12 protein-coding genes are annotated in these 18,426 nt (G+C 66.0%); 6 read left to right on the top strand and 6 right to left on the bottom strand.

Annotated elements, in window-relative coordinates:
* The first annotated feature begins 1 nt into the window (after position 1).
* Positions 2–1,960, top strand: coding sequence for a MacB family efflux pump subunit (locus tag ACZ9C1_RS00815; RefSeq protein WP_102683112.1), 1,959 nt, complete (start codon positions 2–4; stop codon positions 1,958–1,960).
* A 3-nt stretch (positions 1,961–1,963) separates the two neighbouring features.
* On the top strand, positions 1,964–3,370 hold the full coding sequence (locus ACZ9C1_RS00810) for an efflux transporter outer membrane subunit (RefSeq protein WP_139672473.1): 1,407 nt from the start codon (positions 1,964–1,966) through the stop codon (positions 3,368–3,370).
* 60 nt (positions 3,371–3,430) lie between these two features.
* Here the strand turns inward: ACZ9C1_RS00810 and pvdP are convergent, their stop codons facing one another.
* Positions 3,431–5,053, bottom strand: a complete 1,623-nt coding sequence (gene pvdP, locus ACZ9C1_RS00805) for a pyoverdine maturation tyrosinase PvdP (RefSeq protein WP_277503304.1) — start codon at positions 5,051–5,053, stop codon at positions 3,431–3,433.
* Positions 5,054–5,200: 147 nt separating this feature from the next.
* Between pvdP and ACZ9C1_RS00800 the strand changes: the two genes are divergently transcribed.
* The gene (locus ACZ9C1_RS00800) at positions 5,201–6,133 is read left to right on the top strand and encodes a siderophore-interacting protein (RefSeq protein WP_476253394.1); all 933 of its coding nucleotides are present in this window, start codon (positions 5,201–5,203) and stop codon (positions 6,131–6,133) included.
* A gap of 70 nt (positions 6,134–6,203) precedes the next feature.
* Here the strand turns inward: ACZ9C1_RS00800 and ACZ9C1_RS00795 are convergent, their stop codons facing one another.
* The 3 genes from ACZ9C1_RS00795 to ACZ9C1_RS00785 form a co-directional block, all read right to left on the bottom strand.
* Positions 6,204–7,604, bottom strand: a complete 1,401-nt coding sequence (locus tag ACZ9C1_RS00795) for an aspartate aminotransferase family protein (protein ID WP_102683108.1) — start codon at positions 7,602–7,604, stop codon at positions 6,204–6,206.
* 247 nt (positions 7,605–7,851) lie between these two features.
* Positions 7,852–9,174 (bottom strand): ATP-binding protein, encoded by a 1,323-nt coding sequence (locus ACZ9C1_RS00790; protein ID WP_457378267.1) that lies wholly within the window; start codon positions 9,172–9,174, stop codon positions 7,852–7,854.
* Positions 9,171–9,854 (bottom strand): response regulator, encoded by a 684-nt coding sequence (locus ACZ9C1_RS00785; protein WP_102683106.1) that lies wholly within the window; start codon positions 9,852–9,854, stop codon positions 9,171–9,173. Before ACZ9C1_RS00785 ends, ACZ9C1_RS00790 begins: the two co-directional genes overlap by 4 nt.
* A gap of 200 nt (positions 9,855–10,054) precedes the next feature.
* On the opposite strand from ACZ9C1_RS00785, the gene dsbD reads away from it, so the two are divergent.
* From dsbD to dsbG, 3 genes are read left to right on the top strand one after another with little or no spacing between them, the layout of a single operon-like run.
* Complete coding sequence (gene dsbD, locus ACZ9C1_RS00780; protein WP_476253393.1) at positions 10,055–11,773, top strand: protein-disulfide reductase DsbD; 1,719 nt, start codon at positions 10,055–10,057, stop codon at positions 11,771–11,773.
* Entirely contained in the window at positions 11,773–12,603 is an 831-nt protein-coding gene (locus ACZ9C1_RS00775; RefSeq protein WP_102684969.1) for a TlpA family protein disulfide reductase, read from the top strand. The genes dsbD and ACZ9C1_RS00775 overlap by 1 nt, the downstream gene beginning before the upstream one ends.
* Position 12,604: 1 nt before the next feature.
* The gene (dsbG, locus tag ACZ9C1_RS00770) at positions 12,605–13,363 is read left to right on the top strand and encodes a thiol:disulfide interchange protein DsbG (protein ID WP_102684968.1); all 759 of its coding nucleotides are present in this window, start codon (positions 12,605–12,607) and stop codon (positions 13,361–13,363) included.
* 92 nt (positions 13,364–13,455) lie between these two features.
* Here the strand turns inward: dsbG and ACZ9C1_RS00765 are convergent, their stop codons facing one another.
* Positions 13,456–13,854, bottom strand: a complete 399-nt coding sequence (locus tag ACZ9C1_RS00765; RefSeq protein WP_102684967.1) for a hypothetical protein — start codon at positions 13,852–13,854, stop codon at positions 13,456–13,458.
* Positions 13,851–18,383 (bottom strand): RHS repeat-associated core domain-containing protein, encoded by a 4,533-nt coding sequence (locus ACZ9C1_RS00760; protein WP_476253392.1) that lies wholly within the window; start codon positions 18,381–18,383, stop codon positions 13,851–13,853. Before ACZ9C1_RS00760 ends, ACZ9C1_RS00765 begins: the two co-directional genes overlap by 4 nt.
* Between the last annotated feature and the right edge of the window lie 43 nt (positions 18,384–18,426).

Raw genomic sequence — 18,426 nt, 5'->3', positions numbered from 1 at the left:
GATGGCCACGCCCCTGATCGAGCTGTGCGACATCCGCAAGGTCTACGGCGGTGTCGATTCGCCCAGGGTCGAGGTGTTGCGCGGCATCAGCCTGAGCATCCACCCCGGCGAGTTCGTCGCCATCGTCGGCGCCTCGGGCTCCGGTAAATCGACCCTGATGAACATCCTCGGCTGCCTCGACCGTCCCACCTCGGGCAGCTACCGCTTCGCAGGCCGGGACGTGGCCGAACTGGACAGCGACGAGCTGGCCTGGCTGCGTCGCGAAGCGTTCGGCTTCGTGTTCCAGGGCTATCACCTGATCCCTTCGGGCTCGGCCCAGGAGAACGTCGAGATGCCGGCCATCTACGCCGGCACCCCGCCCGCCGAGCGCCATGCCCGCGCCCACGCCCTGCTCGAGCGCCTGGGCCTGGCCAGCCGCACCGGCAACCGCCCGCACCAGTTGTCCGGCGGCCAGCAGCAACGGGTGTCGATCGCCCGGGCGCTGATGAACGGCGGGCACATCATCCTCGCCGACGAGCCCACCGGCGCCCTCGACAGCCACAGCGGCGCCGAGGTGATGACCCTGCTCGACGAACTGGCCAGCCAGGGCCATGTGATCATCCTCATTACCCACGACCGTGAAGTCGCGGCCCGCGCCCAGCGGATCATCGAAGTGCGCGACGGCGAAGTGGTCAGCGACTCGCCCAGCCAGCCATCGGCCAACATCCCCCGGCAATTGCAGGCCGACGACCTGCGCCAGCGCCTGGACCGCGGCGCCACCCAGCGCGGCGCCTGGAAAGGCGAACTGGTCGAGTCCCTGCAGGCTGCCTGGCGGGTGATGTGGATCAACCGCTTCCGCACCGCGCTGACCCTGCTCGGTATCATCATCGGGGTCGCCTCGGTGGTGGTCATGCTCGCGGTCGGCGAAGGCAGCAAGCGCCAGGTCATGGCGCAGATGGCCGCATTCGGCTCGAACATCCTTTACCTCAACGGCAAGCACTCCTCCGAGGAACTGATGGGCATCGTCACCCTCGACGATGTCGACGCCATCGGCGAACTGCCCCAGGTCAAACGGGTCATGCCGGTAATCGGCGACAAGCTCATGGTGCGCCACGGCAACAAGGGCGAGCAGTTCTACGTTGGCGGCAACAACACCGGGTTCCCCGAGATCTTCAACTGGCCCGTGGTCGAGGGCAGCTTCTACAGCGAAGCCGACGAAGCCAACGGCGCCGCCGTGGCGGTGATCGGGCAGAAGGTGCGTGACAAGATGTTCGGCCCGGGCAGCAATCCACTCGGCCAGTACCTGCTGATCGGCAACGTGCCGTTCCAGGTGATTGGGGTGCTCCAGGGCAAAGGCGCCAGCTCCGGCAGCGAGGACAGCGACGAGCGCGTGGTGGTGCCCTACTCCGCCGCCGCCATCCGCCTGTTCGGCAGCCGCGACCCGGAATACGTCACCATCGCCGCCCTGGACTCCAGCCGGGTGAAGGAGACCGAGCAGGCGATCGAGCGCCTGATGCTGCAGCGTCACCAGGGCAAGCATGACTTCGTCCTGACCAACGACGCCGCGTTGATCCAGGCCGAGGCCCGCACGCAGAACAGCCTGTCGCTGATGCTCGGTGCGATTGCCGCGATCTCCCTGCTGGTGGGTGGCATTGGCGTGATGAACATCATGCTCATGACCGTGCGCGAACGCACCCGCGAGATCGGCATCCGCATGGCCACCGGCGCGCGCCAGCGCGACATCCTGCGCCAGTTCCTCACCGAGGCGGTGATGCTGTCGATGGTCGGCGGCGTGACCGGCATCGTCCTGGCCCTGGCCATCGGCGGCAGCCTGTTGCTGGCCGACATCGCCGTGGCCTTCGCCCTGCCCGCCATCCTCGGCGCCTTTGCCTGCGCCGTGATCACCGGCGTGGTGTTCGGTTTCATGCCGGCCCGCAAGGCCGCCCGCCTCGACCCGGTCAAGGCCCTTACCAGCGAATAACCCATGACGATCCCCTGCCGTATCAGCTTGCTGGCCCTGAGCCTTGGCCTGGCCGCCTGCAGCACCCCACCGCCGCCTGCGGCGAACATCGACGCCCCGCCGGCCTGGCAAGGGCCGACCAGCGCCAACCAGGCCCTGCCGGACAACCAGTGGTGGCGCGCCTTTGCCAGCCTGGAACTGGACCAGTTGATCGAGCGCGCACGCTCGAACAGCCACGACCTGGCGGCAGCCGCGGCGCGGGTGCGCAAGGCCCAGGCCATCGCAGTGATCGCCGGGGCGCCATTACTGCCAGAAGTACAGCTCGGCCTGGATGGCAGCCGGCAGCGCCTGTTGCGCGGTGAAGGCAACAGCCAGCTCGACGCCAGCAGCAGCGAGCGCACCAGCACCTCGTTCGGCACCCGCCTGAGCGCCAGCTACGAGATCGATTTCTGGGGCGGCCTGCGCGCCACCCGCGACAGCGCGCTGCGCAGCCTGGATGCCAGCCGTTTCGATCGCCAGACAGTCGAGCTGACCCTGGTCAGCGCCGTGGCCGACAGCTACCTGCAAGGCCTGGCACTCGACGAGCAACTGCGCATCGCCCGGCTCAACCTGGACAATGCCCGCGACGTGCTGGGCCTGGTCGAAGCCCGCGAACGTTCAGGCTCGGCCACCCGCCTGGAACTGGCCCAGCAGCGCAGCCTGGTCGCTGCCCAGGAACGCCAGCTACCGTTGCTCGAACAGCGTCGCCAGGACAACCGCATCGTCCTCGCCACCCTGCTGGGCGACCCGGTGCAGGCCCTGCCCGACAATCGCGAAATGATCAGCAACGTACAGTGGCCCAGCATCGGCAGCGGCGTGCCCAGCGAACTGCTCGGCCGGCGGCCGGACATCGCCGCCGCCGAGGCGCGCCTGGCGGCGGCCAGCGCCAACATACAGGTGGCCCGGGCGGCCATGCTGCCTCGCCTGATACTCGGCGCGAACCTGGGCAGCGGTGCGCGCACCCTGCCCAATGTCTTCGACAGCCCCTACTACACCCTGACGGCCGGCCTCGCCGCGCCGATCTTCAACAACGGCCGACTCAGCGCCGCACGGGACCAGGCCAGCGCCGAACAGGAGGAATTGCTGGAGCTGTACCGCGGCAGCATCCTGGCAGGCTTCGCAGATGTGGAGAAAGCCTTGAACGCCATCGCCGGTGTTGAACGCCAGCGCCGCTGGCAGGACCAGGAGGTGGAGCAGGCACGCATCGCCTTCGACCTGGCCCAGCAACGTTACGCCGCCGGCGCCGAGACCCTGCTGACGGTACTCGAGACCCAGCGCACGCTGTATCTGGCCCAGGACCAGCAGGCGCAACTGCGCCTTGAGCAGTTGCAGGGCAGCGTGGCGCTGTACAAGGCATTGGGTGGGGGCTGGCAGACGCCGGTCAAGCTGTAGGGCACGCGACAAGTCCCTGCAGGCGCGGGTTTGCCCGCGCTTGCAGGGGCACAGGGTGCATCAGGGCACGATGTTTTTCAGTGACAGGTGGCGCGCGTACCAAGGGCGTTGCGGCACCTTGCGCAGCAGGCTATCGAGCTTTTCTTCGTTACCGAACGTGATACGCAGGGCCAACTTCATGGTCTCCACGTCCATCTCCACCGACTTGCCCAGGCGCATGCCTGGCTGCGTGCTGCAGCCATGGGTGTCCGGGCCCAGCCACGGGTCGCCGGCTTCGACCCAGCGACCCGGGGCGAACCAGGGCACGCCATTGACCTCCAGGCGCCGTACCTGACCGGGGTGATAGCGCTCATGGGCACGGAACCAGTCGTCGATGCGGTCGTCGATCCAGCCATGGAAACCCCAGAACACCGGATTGACATGGGACGAGAACGGATCGCCGAGAAAATCGTTTTCGGGCTCGAACCAGCGCGCGGCAAAGTCTGCCTGGTCACGGGCAAACGGCACCGGCGCGCCATTGTTCGGATCACGCGGCACCGACGCCCAGCACATGTGCAGCCAGTCGTGCAGGTTCATCTCCAGTTCCGAACCGAAAGCCCCAAGGGTCAGCTTCGACAGGTACAACGGGTCCTGGTACTGCGACTCCCACACCTGGAAGTTGCTGCAGTAGGTTTCGCCGGCCTTGATCGCCCCAACCCACTGGCCATAGGCTTCGTCGCCCGGCGCCTGCCAGGTTGGCGGCACGCAGTAGCCGTCGTGGTTGTCGAAATAGCGGGCAAAGCCTGCGCGGTCGAACTCGACGCTCGGCTGCGGCAGCGGGAAGCGCTGCCACGAGGGCAGGTCCTGCAAGGTGCGTGCATACATCAGCATGTGCCGGTGCATGAACAGGAAATCGATACCCGAGCCATTGCGGTGCTTGCGCGGGCCACGGGCATCGCGCTCATGGTCCCTGGGCCCGGGCTGCCAGCCCAGGCCACGCAGGGCGTCCTGCTTGTTGCGCGGCAATTTGTGCCACTGGTCACGGGTGGCATGCCAGAGCTGGTGGAACAAGCGGTGTTCGGCACCGACCACCCAGGCCAGCATCTCGGGGGTGTAAGGCAGGCGTTCACGGGCCTCGGGGAACAATCGCTTGACTGCGACGAAACGGCTGTCGGGCACCGGCAGCGTCAGCGGCCGATCCAGACGCTGCACGCGCCCGGTCAGCGTGCCGCTGCCGGCATTGGCGAATTCGGCCCAGACTTCGTCCAGACTGGCCACGCACTCATAGCCCGGCCCGCCATGCTGGTTGATCAGGCGCCAGCGCACCTGCGCGCTGCTGGCACCGACCAGGTCACCCAGCACGCGGTAGGCCGGCTCGCCAGCCCCACGCAAGCGCTCGCCGGTATCGACGAAACCGCGCAGGCCGCGCCCCTTGGTGGCGACGTCGAGGAACATCTCGACACCTTGCTGGGGCAGCCCATCCAGGCCGCGCTCGGCACCCTCGAAGCGGATTTCCCAGACGCCGCGCAGTTGGTCCGCGAGCATCTGGCCTGCGTAGTCGGCCAGCTCGACGCTGGCTTCCCCAGGCGTGACGATGTCGTCCTCGGGGTCATGGGTCAGTTGCTTGTGCGCGTAATAGGCCGCCGTGCCTGTGGCGCCTGCCACAGCCAGGCCGGCGATGAATCCTCGTCGGGAAATTGTCATTGCGCCTCAATCCGTCTTCGCGTGCCGCGACTGCTATCCAAGCTAGAACGTAGGCGGGCCAGGGAAATTTAGGCGCGGCTCACCCCGGCTAATTAACCGCGCAGTGCGCTCGTCTGATGGGTATCTCCCGCTGACAGAGGCATGCCCATGACCTCCCCGCTTGCCCGCCTGGCACATGCTGCCCAGGCCACGCCCTACCGGCTCTTCGACCTCGACCTCAAGGCCATCGAAACCCTGAGCCCCTCACTGACGCGCTTCGTCTTCACCGGCGAGGACGTCGCGCAGATGACCACCCTGGCCCCCGACCAGCGTGTGAAGTTGCTGTTTCCGACGCCAGCCGGCGCGCCATCCAACCTGCCCAAGCACGCGCAATGGCAGCAGGCGCGGCGCGAACTGCCGGCGCAAGACATGCCGCCCATGCGCACCTACACCATCCGCGCCCTGCGCCGCGAGGCGCTGGAGGTGGATGTGGACTTTGTCCTGCACGGCGTCAATGGCCCCGCCTCGGCCTGGGCCACCCATGCCCGCGTCGGCGACCGCCTGCAGATGGTCGCCCCCAACCTGGCATATGCCGACGACCCCGGCGGCTATGAATGGAAACCGCCACGCAGCGCCCGGCGCATTCTGCTGGTCGGCGACGAAACCGCCCTGCCGGCGATTGCCGGCATCCTCGAACAGCTGGCCACGACCGCGCCGGAGCTGGCAGTGGAAGCCTTCATCGAAGTCCCGTTGGAAGCCGACTGTCTCGACCTGCGCCAGAGCCCGGCCACCCGCCTGCACTGGCTGCCACGCGACCTGCTGCGCAGCGAGCACGGCCAAGGCATGCAGCACGCCGTGCGCGAGCTGGCCAGCCTGCCGGCGCCGCGTGGCGCGTCGACGGTCGAGCTGGAAGACGTGGATATCGACGAAAGCATCCTGTGGGAACAGGCCTGCGGCGAACACGGCGACTTCCATGCCTGGGTCGCCGGGGAATCGGGGACTGTCATGGACATCCGCCGCTACCTGATCAAGGAGCGCGAGCTGCCGCGAGAAAGCCTGACCCTGATGGGTTACTGGCGCGCCGGGCGCGTGTTCGACTGAGCAACGAGCAGGGGCGCCTTGCGCCCCATCGCCGGCAATGGACGAAGGGGCTGAACGCAGCCCCGGAACATCAACCGGCCTTGACCGCCGCCGCGACGGCTTCGGCAAATCTTGCCGCCACTTCATCGATCTGCTCGGCACTGATGATCAACGGCGGCAGGAAGCGCACCACAGCACCATGGCGACCGCCCAGCTCGAGGATCAGGCCGCGGCGCAGGCACTCGCGCTGCACCTTCGGCGCCAGGCTGCGGCATGCCGGCGGATGCCCCTGCGCGTCGCGCTTGCCCGCCGGATCCACCAACTCCACGCCCAGCATCAAGCCACGGCCACGAATATCGCCGAGCTGCGGATAGTCCTGCTGCAACCGCTGCAGGTGCCCACGCAAGCGCTGGCCCATGGCCTCGGCGTGCTCGCACAGACGGTGCTCGACCAGGTACTTCATCACCGCAGAGCCCGCCGCCATCGCCATCTGATTGCCACGGAAAGTGCCGGCGTGCGCACCCGGCGACCACTGGTCGAGCCAGTCGCGGTAGACCATCACCGCCAGCGGCAGGCTGCCGCCGATGGCCTTGGACAGGGTGACCACGTCAGGCACGATGCCCGCGTGCTCGAAGGCGAACATTTTGCCAGTGCGGGCGAAGCCGCTCTGGATCTCGTCGACGATCAGCGCCACCCCGGCCTGCTCGGTGATCCGCCGCAGCCCGCGCAACCACTCGATATCGGCAGGGATCACACCGCCCTCGCCCTGCACCACCTCGACGATCACCGCCGCTGGCAGCGCCACCCCGGCCTCGGGGTCGTTCAGCAGGTTTTCCAGGTAGTGCAGGTTGGCGCGCACGCCCGCCTCGCCACCCAGGCCGAACGGGCAGCGGTAGTCATAGGGATAGGGCAGGAACTGCACGCCATTGTTCAGCAGCGCGCCAAGTGGCTTTTTCGGCCCCAGGCTGCCCATCAGGCTCAGGGCGCCCTGGGTCATGCCATGGTAGGCGCCCTGGAACGCCAGCACGGTGCTGCGCCCAGTCACGGTACGCACCAGCTTGAGCGCGGCCTCCACCGCATCGGTACCGGTCGGGCCGCAGAACTGGATCTTGGCTTCGCCGCGCAGGCCCTCGGGCAACAGGCCGAACAGGTCCTGGACGAACTGGTCCTTGACCGGCGTGGTCAGGTCCAGGGTATGCAGTGGCAGCTCGTCAGCCAGCACGCGCTGGATCGCGTCGATCACCACCGGATGGTTGTGACCCAGGGCCAGCGTGCCAGCACCGGCCAGGCAGTCGATGAATTGGCGGCCCTCGACGTCCTCGACGTACAGGCCTCGGGCGCGCTTGAGCGCCAGCGGGATGCGTCGCGGGTAGCTGCGGGCGTTGGACTCCTGCTGTTGCTGGCGCAACAGCAGGGGCGAATCCTCGAATTCGTACAGGGGGCGCGGCGCGGTGGCCGGCAGCACCTGGGCAAGGCTGGAAGCGGTCGACATCGGAAAATCCCTCGCAAGCAAGCGAATGTGCCCGCCACGCGCCCTGTAACCGGATGTGTGTCGGGTTCTTATCGCTTGAAAAACGCTTCAGCGAGGTGCGGATTTAGCGGTTGCCGTCGGATTTGTTGAGGATCTGCGGCCTCTGTCGCGGGGCAAGCCCGCTCCCACGCCATGCGCTGGCCCGGCAAGAGCAGTCGCGCGGATGCGAATTGCGTGGGAGCGGGCTTGCCCCGCGATAGGTATGAACTCAACTCCCCGAGCGTGCCGGCACCTGCAGGCACACCCGCAAGCCATCGGCCTGGCTGTCGAAACGCAGGTTGCCAGAACAGCGCTGGACGATGGCCTGGACGATCGCCAGCCCCAGGCCGCAGCCACCGCTCTGGCCGTTGCGCCAGAAACGCTCGGTCAGGTGTTCGAGATCTGCCGGCGCGATACCTGGACCATGGTCGCGCACGAGGAAATCCACCTGGCCGTCCTGCGCCTGCACATCCAGCTCCACGGCGGCATCACCGCCATGGCGCAGGGCATTGTCCAGCAGGTTGCGCAGTGCCGCCACCGCCAGCGGCGCCGGCATGCCCAGGTAGACCCTGGCCGCTTCGTCGGGCAGATGCAGGTGAATACGGCGGTTGTCGCCGCCCCCGGCATCCTCGATGGCCTGCCGGGCAACCTGGGCGGCGCTGCACTGCACACCGTCATCGAACGACAGGCTGCCCTCGACCCGCGCCAGCATCAGCAACTGCTCCAACGTGCGGTGCATGCGGTCGGTACCCTGCTCGGCGTGTTCCAGGGCCTGTTCGCGCACCGCGCCGTCAGTCATGCGCGCCACCTGCAGGTGGGTCTTGATCGCGGTCAACGGGCTGCGCAGTTCATGGGCGGCGTCGTCGGTCAGGCGGCGTTCGCGCTCGAGGGTCTGGGCGATGCGCAGGAACAGCTGGTTCTGGGTGTCGAGCAGCGGTTGCAGTTCGCTGGGCAGGCCGGCCACCTGCAACGGCTCGACGCTGTCGGCGCGGCGCCTGCGCAAGGCGTCGCGCATGCGATTGAGCGGTTCCAGGCCCTTGCCCAAGCCGATCCACAACAACCCCAGGCTGCCCAGCAGGGCCATCAGCACCGGTGCCGAGGCCGCCAGCAGGATCGACTGGTTCAGCGCCTCGCGCTCCTGGTGACGGTCGGCGGTGGTGATACGCACGTCGCCATGGTTGTAGGTGAAGGTACGCCATGAGGCGCCATCGATGGTCTGGTCACGGAACCCACTGCGCTCGTCGTCCATGGCGCCATCGTGCTTGTGGTTGCTGGCGAGGATCTCGCCACGCAACGAGCTGACCTGGCAGGCCATGCCATCCGGCACACTGAACTGGTCAGCGGAGAAATGCGCGTCCTGCCCCTTGGCGGTCAGCGGCTGCGGCAACTGGTCGATCAGCCCCGCGACCATGCGCGCCGAGGCCACCAGCCGCTGGTCGAGGGAAAACATCATCTGCTGGCGCAGGTCACGCAGCATCCACGCCGCCGCCAGTGCCCAGATGACGATGAACACGCTGCCGAGGATCAGTGACAGGCGTACCCGCAGGCTCATGATGCGGCCTCCTCCGGCGCCTGGGCCGGGCCCAGGCGGTAACCCAGGCCGCGCACGGTCTCGACGATGCTGTTGCCCAGCTTGCGCCGCAGGTGGTGGATATGCACGTTCAGCGCATTGCTCTCGACTTCGTCGCCGAAGCCATAGACGCAATCCTTGAGCTGCTCGCTGGAAAGCACGCGCCCCGGATTCTGCAGCAGCGCCTGGAGCAGCGCCTGTTCGCGCCGCGACAGGTCCAGTGGCCGACCAGCCAGGGTCGCCTCGCAACTGCTGGGGTCGTAGCGCAGCGGACCATGCTCGATCACGTTCACCGCCCGCCCGGCCACCCTACGCAGCAGGGTGTGCAAGCGGGCGGCGAGTTCGCGCAGGTCGAAGGGCTTGAGCAGGTAATCGTCGGCACCGGCCTGCAGGCCATCGACCCGGTCGGTGACCGCGTCACGGGCGGTGAGCACCAGCACCGGCAGGATCTCGCCCTGCTGGCGCAGGCGGCGCAACAGCTTCAGGCCATCTTCGTCGGGCAGGCCCAGATCGAGGATCATCACGTCGAACTTCGCGGTCTGCAGCATCTGCCGAGCCTGCGAGGCGCTGGCCACCCGGTCCACGGTCAGGCCTTGGGCCGAGAGACCGGCGCAGATGCCGCTGGCGATCAGGTCATCGTCCTCGCAGAGCAGAACGTGCATGGGGGGGCTCCTGGGTGGGGAAGATGGCATTGCACAGGTTCATCATTAAGGGGGGATTATGAACCGGTTTGGCGACGTTCGTCGGGCTGATAGCATCAGGCGCTGCAACGCCCCCACCGACGGTCCTAGGACCAGCTTAACCTTCAGTTAATAACCCAAGGCCAGCATGGCCTCCTTCAAAGTTCTGCCAAGGCGTCGACATGCGTGTTCTCCTGCTTTTCCTGACATTCCTGCTCGCCGGCCCCCTACAGGCCAACCCGTTCGCGGTCAAACCGGACTTCCTGCCGGTGAACGAAGCCTTCGTGCTGACTCACGACCGCCTGGAAAACGGCCAGACGCGCCTGCATTTCCAGATCAAGGACGGCTACTACCTCTACCAGAAGCGCCTGAAGTTCGACGGCCTGCCCCCCGAGCAGCACCCGCCCCTGCCCCAGGCCGAGAACCATCACGATGAGTTCTTCGGCGACAGCGCGGTCTACCGCACCCAACTCGAACTGCTGCTGCCGGCCAGCGCCAGCGGGGAACTGCGCCTGGGCTGGCAAGGCTGCGCGGACGCAGGGCTATGCTATCCGCCGCAGACCACCCCGATCGCCCTGGGCGGGGCGGCTGCGGCAACACCGGCTGCCGACCAGGCCAGCGACCAGGCCCTGGCCGGCACCTTGCAGCAGGATAGCCTGGCCTGGAGCCTGCTGGCATTCTTCGGCCTGGGCCTGCTGCTGGCCTTCACCCCGTGCTCGCTGCCAATGCTGCCGATCCTCGCCGGGCTGGTCCTGGGCAATGGCGCCAGTGCCCGACGTGGCTGGTGGCTGGCCGGCATCTATGTGCTGAGCATGGCGCTGGTCTATGCCGCCCTCGGCGTGATCGCCGCGCTGCTGGGCGCCAGCCTGCAAGCCTGGCTGCAACAACCCTGGCTGCTGGGCAGCCTGGCTGGTTTGTTCGTGCTGCTCGCCCTGCCCATGTTCGGCGCTTTCGAACTGCAACTGCCCGCCGCCCTGCGTGACCGCCTGGACCGCGCCGGGCAAGGCACCCGTGGTGGCAACCTGTATGGCGCGGCGCTGCTGGGCGCCCTGTCGGGCTTGCTGCTGGGCCCCTGCATGACCGCGCCCCTGGCCGGCGCGCTGCTGTTCATCGCCCAGAGCGGCGACGTGCTGCAAGGGGCACTGGTGCTGTTCACCCTCGGCCTGGGCATGGGTGTCCCGCTGTTGCTGCTGGTCACCCTGGGCAATCGCTACCTGCCACGCCCAGGCGCCTGGATGAACCTGGTCAAGGGCTTGTTCGGCTTCGTGTTCCTGGCCATGGCCCTGTACACCGTGCGCGGCCTGCTGCCGGAAACGCTGGTGCTGGCCCTGGCCGGTGCCTGGTTGATCGCTCTGGGCTGGGCCGCCTGGCCAGCCCTGCAGCGCCTGCCCGCCTTGCGTGCTATCCCACTGCTGGGCGCGCTGTGGGGCGGCCTGTTGTTGGTGGGCGCCGCAGCCGGTGGCAAAGATGTGTGGCAGCCGTTGCAGCCTTTCGCCGGCAATAGCGCGGCCACGGTCCCCGCCAGCGGCCACGACGCCTTTGTCACCGTCAGCGCACCGGCCGAGCTGCAGCGTGAACTCGATGCCGCCAAAGCCCGTGGCCAATGGGTACTGGTGGACTACTACGCCGACTGGTGCGTGTCGTGCAAAGTCATGGAGAAGCAGGTGTTCGCCCGTGCCGATGTCCAGGCCAGCCTTGACGACGTGCGCCTGCTGCGCCTGGATGTAACCGCCGACTCCCCGGCCAGCCGCGAGCTGCTGCAACGCTACCAGGTTCCGGGCCCGCCCAGCCTGATCTGGGTCGGCCCGGAGGGCGAGGAACGCCGCGCCCGCCGTATCACCGGTGAAATCGACGCCGCCGGATTCCTCCAGCACTGGGCCCAGACCAGGAGCCAAGGCTGATGCTCACCATCACTCTCGGGCCGCTGACCATGGCCCTCAACCACCTGCTGCTGCTTGCCGCACTGGGCATTGCCAGCCTGGTCGGCTGGCGAGTCGCCAAGCGCGGCGGCGAAAACCCGGAGTCGGCACTGTTCAACCTGTTCCTGCTGGGCTTGCTGTTCGCCCGCCTGGGGTTCGTCCTGGCCTACTGGCCGATGTACCGCGATGACCTGCTGCAAATCATCGATATCCGTGACGGCGGCTTCCTGCTCTGGGGTGGGCTACTGGGCATCGTGCTCGGTACCCTGTGGCAAGGCTGGCGCCGCCCGGGTTTGCGCCGTCCGCTGGGCTGGGCGCTGTTCAGCGGCGCCCTGTTCTGGGGGCTCGCCAGCCTGGCCAGCCACCTCTACAGCAAAGGCACTGAGCTGCCCGACATGAGCCTGCGCGACAGCCGCGGCCAGGCGGTGGCCCTGCATGGCTACCGCGGTCGCCCGCTGGTGATCAACATCTGGGCCACCTGGTGCCCACCCTGCCGCCGCGAGATGCCGGTGCTGCAACAGGCCGAGGACGACTATCCCCATGTGACCTTCCTGTTCGTCAACCAGGGGGAGACCCCTGAGAACGTCAGCACCTTCATGGCCACCACCGGCCTGACCCTCTCCAACGTGCTGTTCGACGGCACGGGCGAGCTGGCCCGCAAGGTCGGCTCCATGGCCCTGCCCACCACCCTGTTCTACAACGCCGAAGGGCGGCTGGTCGGCAGCCACCTGGGCGAACTGTCGCGCGCCAGCCTGCGCCACGCCCTGGAACCCTTCGAACGCGCCGATGCGCCCGCCCCACAAGGAAACTGACATGCGATTGAATGCACTGCTGCCCCTGACCCTCGCCCTGCTTGCCACCCCCACGCTGCAAGCAGAGGAACTGCCCAAGGCGATCCAGCAACTGCAAGCCAAGGGTGCCGTGATCAAGGGCAGCTTCGACGCCCCCGACGGGCTGCGCGGCTATGCCGCCGAGTACCACAACAACGGCATTGCCCTGTACCTCACCCCCGACGGCAAGCACGTCCTGGTGGGCAGCCTGTTCGACGAGCAAGGCAAGGACCTCAGCGCCGAACCCTTGGAAAAACTGGTGTACGCACCGATGAGCAAGGCCGTGTGGGCGAAGATGGAAAAGACCGCCTGGATCCAGGACGGCAAGGTCGATGCGCCGCGTACCGTCTACCTGTTCAGCGACCCCAACTGCCCCTACTGCAACATGTTCTGGCAGCAGGCGCGGCCCTGGGTCGACTCGGGCAAGGTGCAACTGCGCCACATCATGGTCGGCATCATCCGCGAGGACAGTCCGGGCAAGTCCGCCGCGCTGCTCGCCGCCAAGGACCCTGCCAAGGCCTTGCAGGAACACGAGAAGGCCGGCAAGGCCAGCTCGCTCAAGGCGCTGGACAAGGTGCCGGAGGCGGTACAGAAAAAACTTGAGGCGAATCTGGCGCTGATGGAAGAACTGGGCCTGGCCGCAACCCCGGCGATCTTCTATCAGGATGAAAAGGGGCAGTTGCAAAGCCAGCAAGGCGCGCCGCGGCCAGAGATGCTCGGGAAGATCCTCGGCAAACGCTGAAACGCGTCAGGGGAAACGGCTCAGGGCAGCTTTCCGGCTGGCTGCCCTGACCGCCCTGCCACCCTTTCTGGCACTGCGCACTGCGTACAGGATCACCAGCTTTTCATGGCGGTGGAGAAACACGGCGTTTGCCCATCGAAGTACAGTTTCACCCCCGTCGTGGTCAGCAGGATGGTCTGCCCATCCTTGCGCTCCTCCTCGAAGCCCACCCCTGCCTCGGTCAGGTAATCCTTGAACGCCTCCACAGACGTCGTCTCATCGATCGGATGCCGGTTGAAGGACATTGTGCGGATGCGCGAAATATCATATTGCACAAGGCAGAGCTGGTTCATGTCGAACAGGTACTCGATACCTTGCGAGAACACCCCGAAGCGCTGATCCGGCTCGCTGATCATCTGCACGGTGGGTTTGTGAAAACCGGGCATGAGTGTTTCCAGCGAAGCCCCGAACCGCACCTGCAGCTTGCCCTTTACAAAATCGTCGAACGTCATGTGATTGCTTCCAGTAGTTTCTTGAACCTGACAACGCCTCGCTCCGCCTGCTGGTAGAGGCGGGTAGCTGGCTTGTTGTGCTTGAGGATCTGCTCGAAATCGGCAAGCGCCCGACGTGTCTGCGATACGGCTTCAGTCATGATGGAGGTGTCCTTGCCCATGCCACCGATGACTTTGTCCGCCTCTTTCAGCATCTTCTTGTCCTTGATCAACTCGCCCCAGCGGAACCAGTCGCCATCATCGGACAAGCGCGCCTCGGCAACTTTCCGGTTGTTGACGTAGATATCGGCGTGCGGCCCCTTGACCATGACATCGTCGCGGTAAGGTTGCATCTTGGCATGACTGCAACTCAACCCCAGCGGATCGATCCAGGTCACCGGGTTGGGTGAATACTGGTACAGGTTCACGCCACCCAGCAGGCCGACAGGATCTTGCTGGGTGAACCGCCCGATATCCGGGTCGTAGAATCTGAACATGCTGTAATGCAGCCCGGTCTCCCGGTCCAGGTACTGCCCCTGGAAGCGCAGGTTCTGCCGACTGACCTGTTCGGGTGCGTGCCACTCCTCCCTGCTGTTGCCCCACACCTGGAAATTGCCGTGCCAGACACTCATGCCGCGCTCATCAGTCAGTTGCTCTGGCAGACCGGCAAGATTGGTGTGGAAGTAGAAGACCCGTTCATGGCCAGGCGCTCCATCCACCCTGGCCAGAGGCTCGTGACTGGTCGCATCGGCATACAGGAACAGGCTCGGCCTGCCATCCTGTACTTCCTGCAGCAGACGCAACCCTTGCCACAGGAATTCGCTCCGGCTGACGGGTGCTTCATGATTGTCACGATAGACACGCTTGTCGACTCGCCTGCCCAAGGGATCATAGGCGAACTCGATTCGCTCGCGGACTGCTCCGCGTTGCTGCCTGACCCTGACCAGCCGATGCTCGGCGTCATACTCGAAATGCTGGACAAGGCGGTTGCCGCTGCGCTTCTCGCTGAGCCGGCCAAAGCGGTCGTAGCGGTAGCGTCTGTCCTGGAACACCTTGACCCGGTCATGGCGCACCCGGCCACCGACCTGGTAACCATCAAGCAGGTTCCCGGCAGGGTCATAGCCGAAGTGTTCGACAGTCGGCGACTGCCGGTGGGGCAACTGACGTGATGTGCCGTGGATACGTTCGGTGGGACCGTAGTCATAGCTGACGCGCCCACCAGCACCTGCCTGAAAGCGCCCGATGATCTCATCGAGCTCCACTCCCAGCCCATTGCCGCAGCGCTGGGTCTGGGTCAGTACCTCGCCAACTAGATTGTTGCCGGCATCGTACCGGTAATCCTTTTGCAGCAAAGGCAGCACCGCCTGTGCGCCATCCTGGTACTCGATGACCCTCTGCACCAGACGCCGCGTGCTGTCGTGGCGTGTCCTGGTTGACAATGCGCCCTGGCTTCGCAGGACTTCGGCGTGCAACGCATCCCGTTCGAAATCACTGATTACCCGGCCATCGAGGTTGAGCTGGTGAAGGTGCCCACTCCCGTAGCGCAGGTAATTGATCCGACGCTGGTCCGGCAAGGTCAGGGTCTGCAGGTTGCCCAACGGGTCGTAGCGGTATCCGAGCTGCCCTGGGCCGCAGCTTTCCTCCAGCAATTGCCCTGAAGCGTCATAGGCAAAGTCCAGTTGCCGGGATTGCCCAGCCTGGTCGCTGAAACGGATCGACAGCAGATTGTCGGCTGCATCGTAGGTATACGCTGTCACCCCATCCTCGGTTCGCTTGCGCACCAGGCGCCCGGCCGCGTCATGCTCGAAGCAGCGCAACTGCACCTGAACGTCCGCTTCCTCAGGGCTGCCCGCAAGAGGGGGCTCCGCTGTACTGGCCGGATGCAGGGTCGTCTGGACGACGTTGCCCAGCGCATCGTACGACAGGCTGTAACCACCGCCGTCGAGGTTCTTCTGGGCCAGAAGTCGATCCAGCGCATCCCACTGAAAGCGGTAGCACTCGCCGTTCTCGTTTTCCAGCTGCTGCAGGCGGCCGTAGGCATCCCAGCCCAGGCGTACGGTCAGGCCCATGGCATCGGTACGTTGCAGCAGCCGGCCGCTGGCGTCGTACTGCCATTGGGTCATGCATTGGTCCGGGCCGGTATGGCCTGTCAGCTGGCCGGCCGCATCGACTTGATAGTGCTCGACCCTGCCGTCTGCCAGTTCGCGCTGCAACAGGTTGCCACGGGCATCGAAACGATATCGCGTGGTACCGCCTTCGGCGTTGCGCAACTCGCTCAAGTACCCCTGCGGGTCATAGCGATAAGCCGTCTTTTGTCCTGAGCAGTCACGCGTGGCAATCAGCTGGCCTCGCTCATTCCAGCGCAACGAGCGGTCCTTGCCCTGCGCATCGACAATCCGCGCCAGTCGTCCCTGTTGATCATAGTCATAGCGGGTCTGTTGCCCGAGCGGGTCGATTTCGGCAAGCAGATTGCCCCGTCGATCATAGGTATAGCGACGCAACCGCCCTGCTCCGTCGGTGATACGGTCTGGCAAGGCCCAATGCTCGATGTAGCCGATGCTTTCACAACGCCCCAGGGGATCGGTCGTGGCGACCAGACGGCCAAGGGCATCGTAACCGTAGGACCACTCGCCCCCCTGTGCGTCGATACTGCGGCGCAGCAATCCATCGACGTAGTCATACCGCCAGCATTGCCCCAAGGCATCACGGAAGGTATGGATTTCGTAAAGCGCCCCCCAGTGATAATGCTCGGTGCGCCCCAGGCCGTCGACCACCTGGGTATGGCCTTGCTCAAGATCATAGGTGAAGCGGTACTCCTCGCCATCACTGCCCCAATGCCGCACCACACGCCACTCATGGTCTGGTTGTGGCTCAAGCAGTGGCGGCATGTGATAAGGCGTGCCGTCGAGGCTGCAGGGCTGACGACGGATGGCCGCAGAGGCGAAGCAGGCCCACTCGTACTGACGAATCGCGCCCGTGGGCAGCGTATGGCTGGCCAGCAATCCCTGGTCGGTGTAGGCGAAATGCCGCAGCACCCGCCCTTCGCCGTCGGCGACCTGTTCCAGTTGGCCCGCCGGGGTATACCCATACCGTGCCAGGCATTCCCGGCGCTCGACCGCAAAGGCCTGGCCGGCCTGCAAGTACAGCCTGTGCACCGCCGACACGCGACGGGGTTGGGCTTCGGTGTAGTGCAGCTCGATGAATGTGCGAGCGAAACTGTCACCCAGAAACTGCAGGCGTCCCTGCGCGTCGTAGAACAGCTCCAGGGTATTGAGATTACGGTCGCCCAGCTTGACCAGCCGCGAGCGCCGGGGTTCCAGCGGATCGGTATGGAACACCTGATACAGTCCGCTGTTGATGTTCTCGACGATGGTGAAACCGTTGTCCTGATGGAAAAACGCCAAACCATCGAGAATGCTGACGAATGCGCTGCCGACCTGCAGGCGACCAAGCTCCAGCCGCGCACCCTCCTCGTCGACGTAGATCCACAGCTCTCCACCTTCCGGGTGCGCGACACGTTCCAGGCACACCTCGTAAGGCACGCTCCAGCCCATGCCGAACATGCCATCGACACGTCTGTCGTTGCTGTCGTAGCGGCGCGCCCAGGTAATCGGCACCAGCGCCGCCAACCTGAAGTCCACATCCTCAGGACCGTCCTGGAACTTGCCGCCCGTGGACGGCGCCACTGGGTTGCCCACTCCGCATCGGCGATCTTTGAGCATTCCCCTTCGACTGATGAGCATCCCCGCGATCAAGCCGATGATCTTCGCCGCGGCGCTCTTGCCATCATGGATGTCGCGCACTGTCAGCGTACCGCCGCCGATACGTACATTGGGCGAGAAGGTCATGCCGATGGGCCCGTCGCAGGTGGTCTTGTCTCCCACCCGGGCGGCGGGCTGGCCATTGATGAACACCTTGTCGGAGCCTTGGGCGACGAACTGTTCAGGCATCGGCGGGTGCTTGCTGCACACCGCCTTGTCCTGGGGCTTGGGGATCGTACCGGGTGCCGCGGGGGTCGTCACCGGTGGGTTGAAGATGCTGTTGATCTCCTGGGCCAGGCCGATCACCGGCAACACCATGGATGCCCCGACCATGGCGTACGCCCCGATATTTTCGAGGATCGACGGCTCCTCGCCCACGGCGGGCGCCTCGACCGGGCCACCGCTCACCCCGGCTGCGCGGGCGGCGAAGATGCCGTTGATGCGGGTGTTGTGCGAGCCACTGCTGATGGCGCCGTAGGGCTCCGGGGGGAACAAGGAATTGCCGACCCAATTGCTGAAGTCGGATATGCGATCGCCGATACTCTTGTCCTCGCCACCCGGCAGCAGGCTGGCGGCACTGACCATGGCCCCGGCGATCAGCGGCGTGAGCACGGCGGCGGCACCGCCGGTACCGACCACCGCGACCACCGCGCCACCGATGGCGGCACCGACCGCGGCGACCGCCGCCGCATAGACCGCAGCCTCGACCAGGCCACTGACCAGCTCGGCCATCAGCGGCGGATGAAGAATGAGATCGCCCATGCGGGCGGCATGCAGGCTATCGTCCATGAAACCTGTGAAATCCTTGGCTACTGAGTGTGCAGCGTAGCAC

The organism is Pseudomonas sp. TE21435 (assembly GCF_056279265.1).
This window is presented reverse-complemented; position numbering and strand designations above follow the sequence as displayed.

Bases quoted from the DNA above. Each gene is read 5' to 3' on its own strand.
- dsbD (WP_476253393.1), top strand. From the start codon at position 10,055: ATGCGTGTTCTCCTGCTTTTCCTGACATTCCTGCTCGCCGGCCCCCTA.
- ACZ9C1_RS00815 (WP_102683112.1), top strand. From the start codon at position 2: ATGGCCACGCCCCTGATCGAGCTGTGCGACATCCGCAAGGTCTACGGC.
- ACZ9C1_RS00800 (WP_476253394.1), top strand. From the start codon at position 5,201: ATGACCTCCCCGCTTGCCCGCCTGGCACATGCTGCCCAGGCCACGCCC.
- ACZ9C1_RS00790 (WP_457378267.1), bottom strand. From the start codon at position 9,174: ATGAGCCTGCGGGTACGCCTGTCACTGATCCTCGGCAGCGTGTTCATC.
- ACZ9C1_RS00760 (WP_476253392.1), bottom strand. From the start codon at position 18,383: ATGGACGATAGCCTGCATGCCGCCCGCATGGGCGATCTCATTCTTCAT.
- ACZ9C1_RS00765 (WP_102684967.1), bottom strand. From the start codon at position 13,854: ATGACGTTCGACGATTTTGTAAAGGGCAAGCTGCAGGTGCGGTTCGGG.
- dsbG (WP_102684968.1), top strand. From the start codon at position 12,605: ATGCGATTGAATGCACTGCTGCCCCTGACCCTCGCCCTGCTTGCCACC.
- pvdP (WP_277503304.1), bottom strand. From the start codon at position 5,053: ATGACAATTTCCCGACGAGGATTCATCGCCGGCCTGGCTGTGGCAGGC.
- ACZ9C1_RS00795 (WP_102683108.1), bottom strand. From the start codon at position 7,604: ATGTCGACCGCTTCCAGCCTTGCCCAGGTGCTGCCGGCCACCGCGCCG.
- ACZ9C1_RS00810 (WP_139672473.1), top strand. From the start codon at position 1,964: ATGACGATCCCCTGCCGTATCAGCTTGCTGGCCCTGAGCCTTGGCCTG.
- ACZ9C1_RS00775 (WP_102684969.1), top strand. From the start codon at position 11,773: ATGCTCACCATCACTCTCGGGCCGCTGACCATGGCCCTCAACCACCTG.
- ACZ9C1_RS00785 (WP_102683106.1), bottom strand. From the start codon at position 9,854: ATGCACGTTCTGCTCTGCGAGGACGATGACCTGATCGCCAGCGGCATC.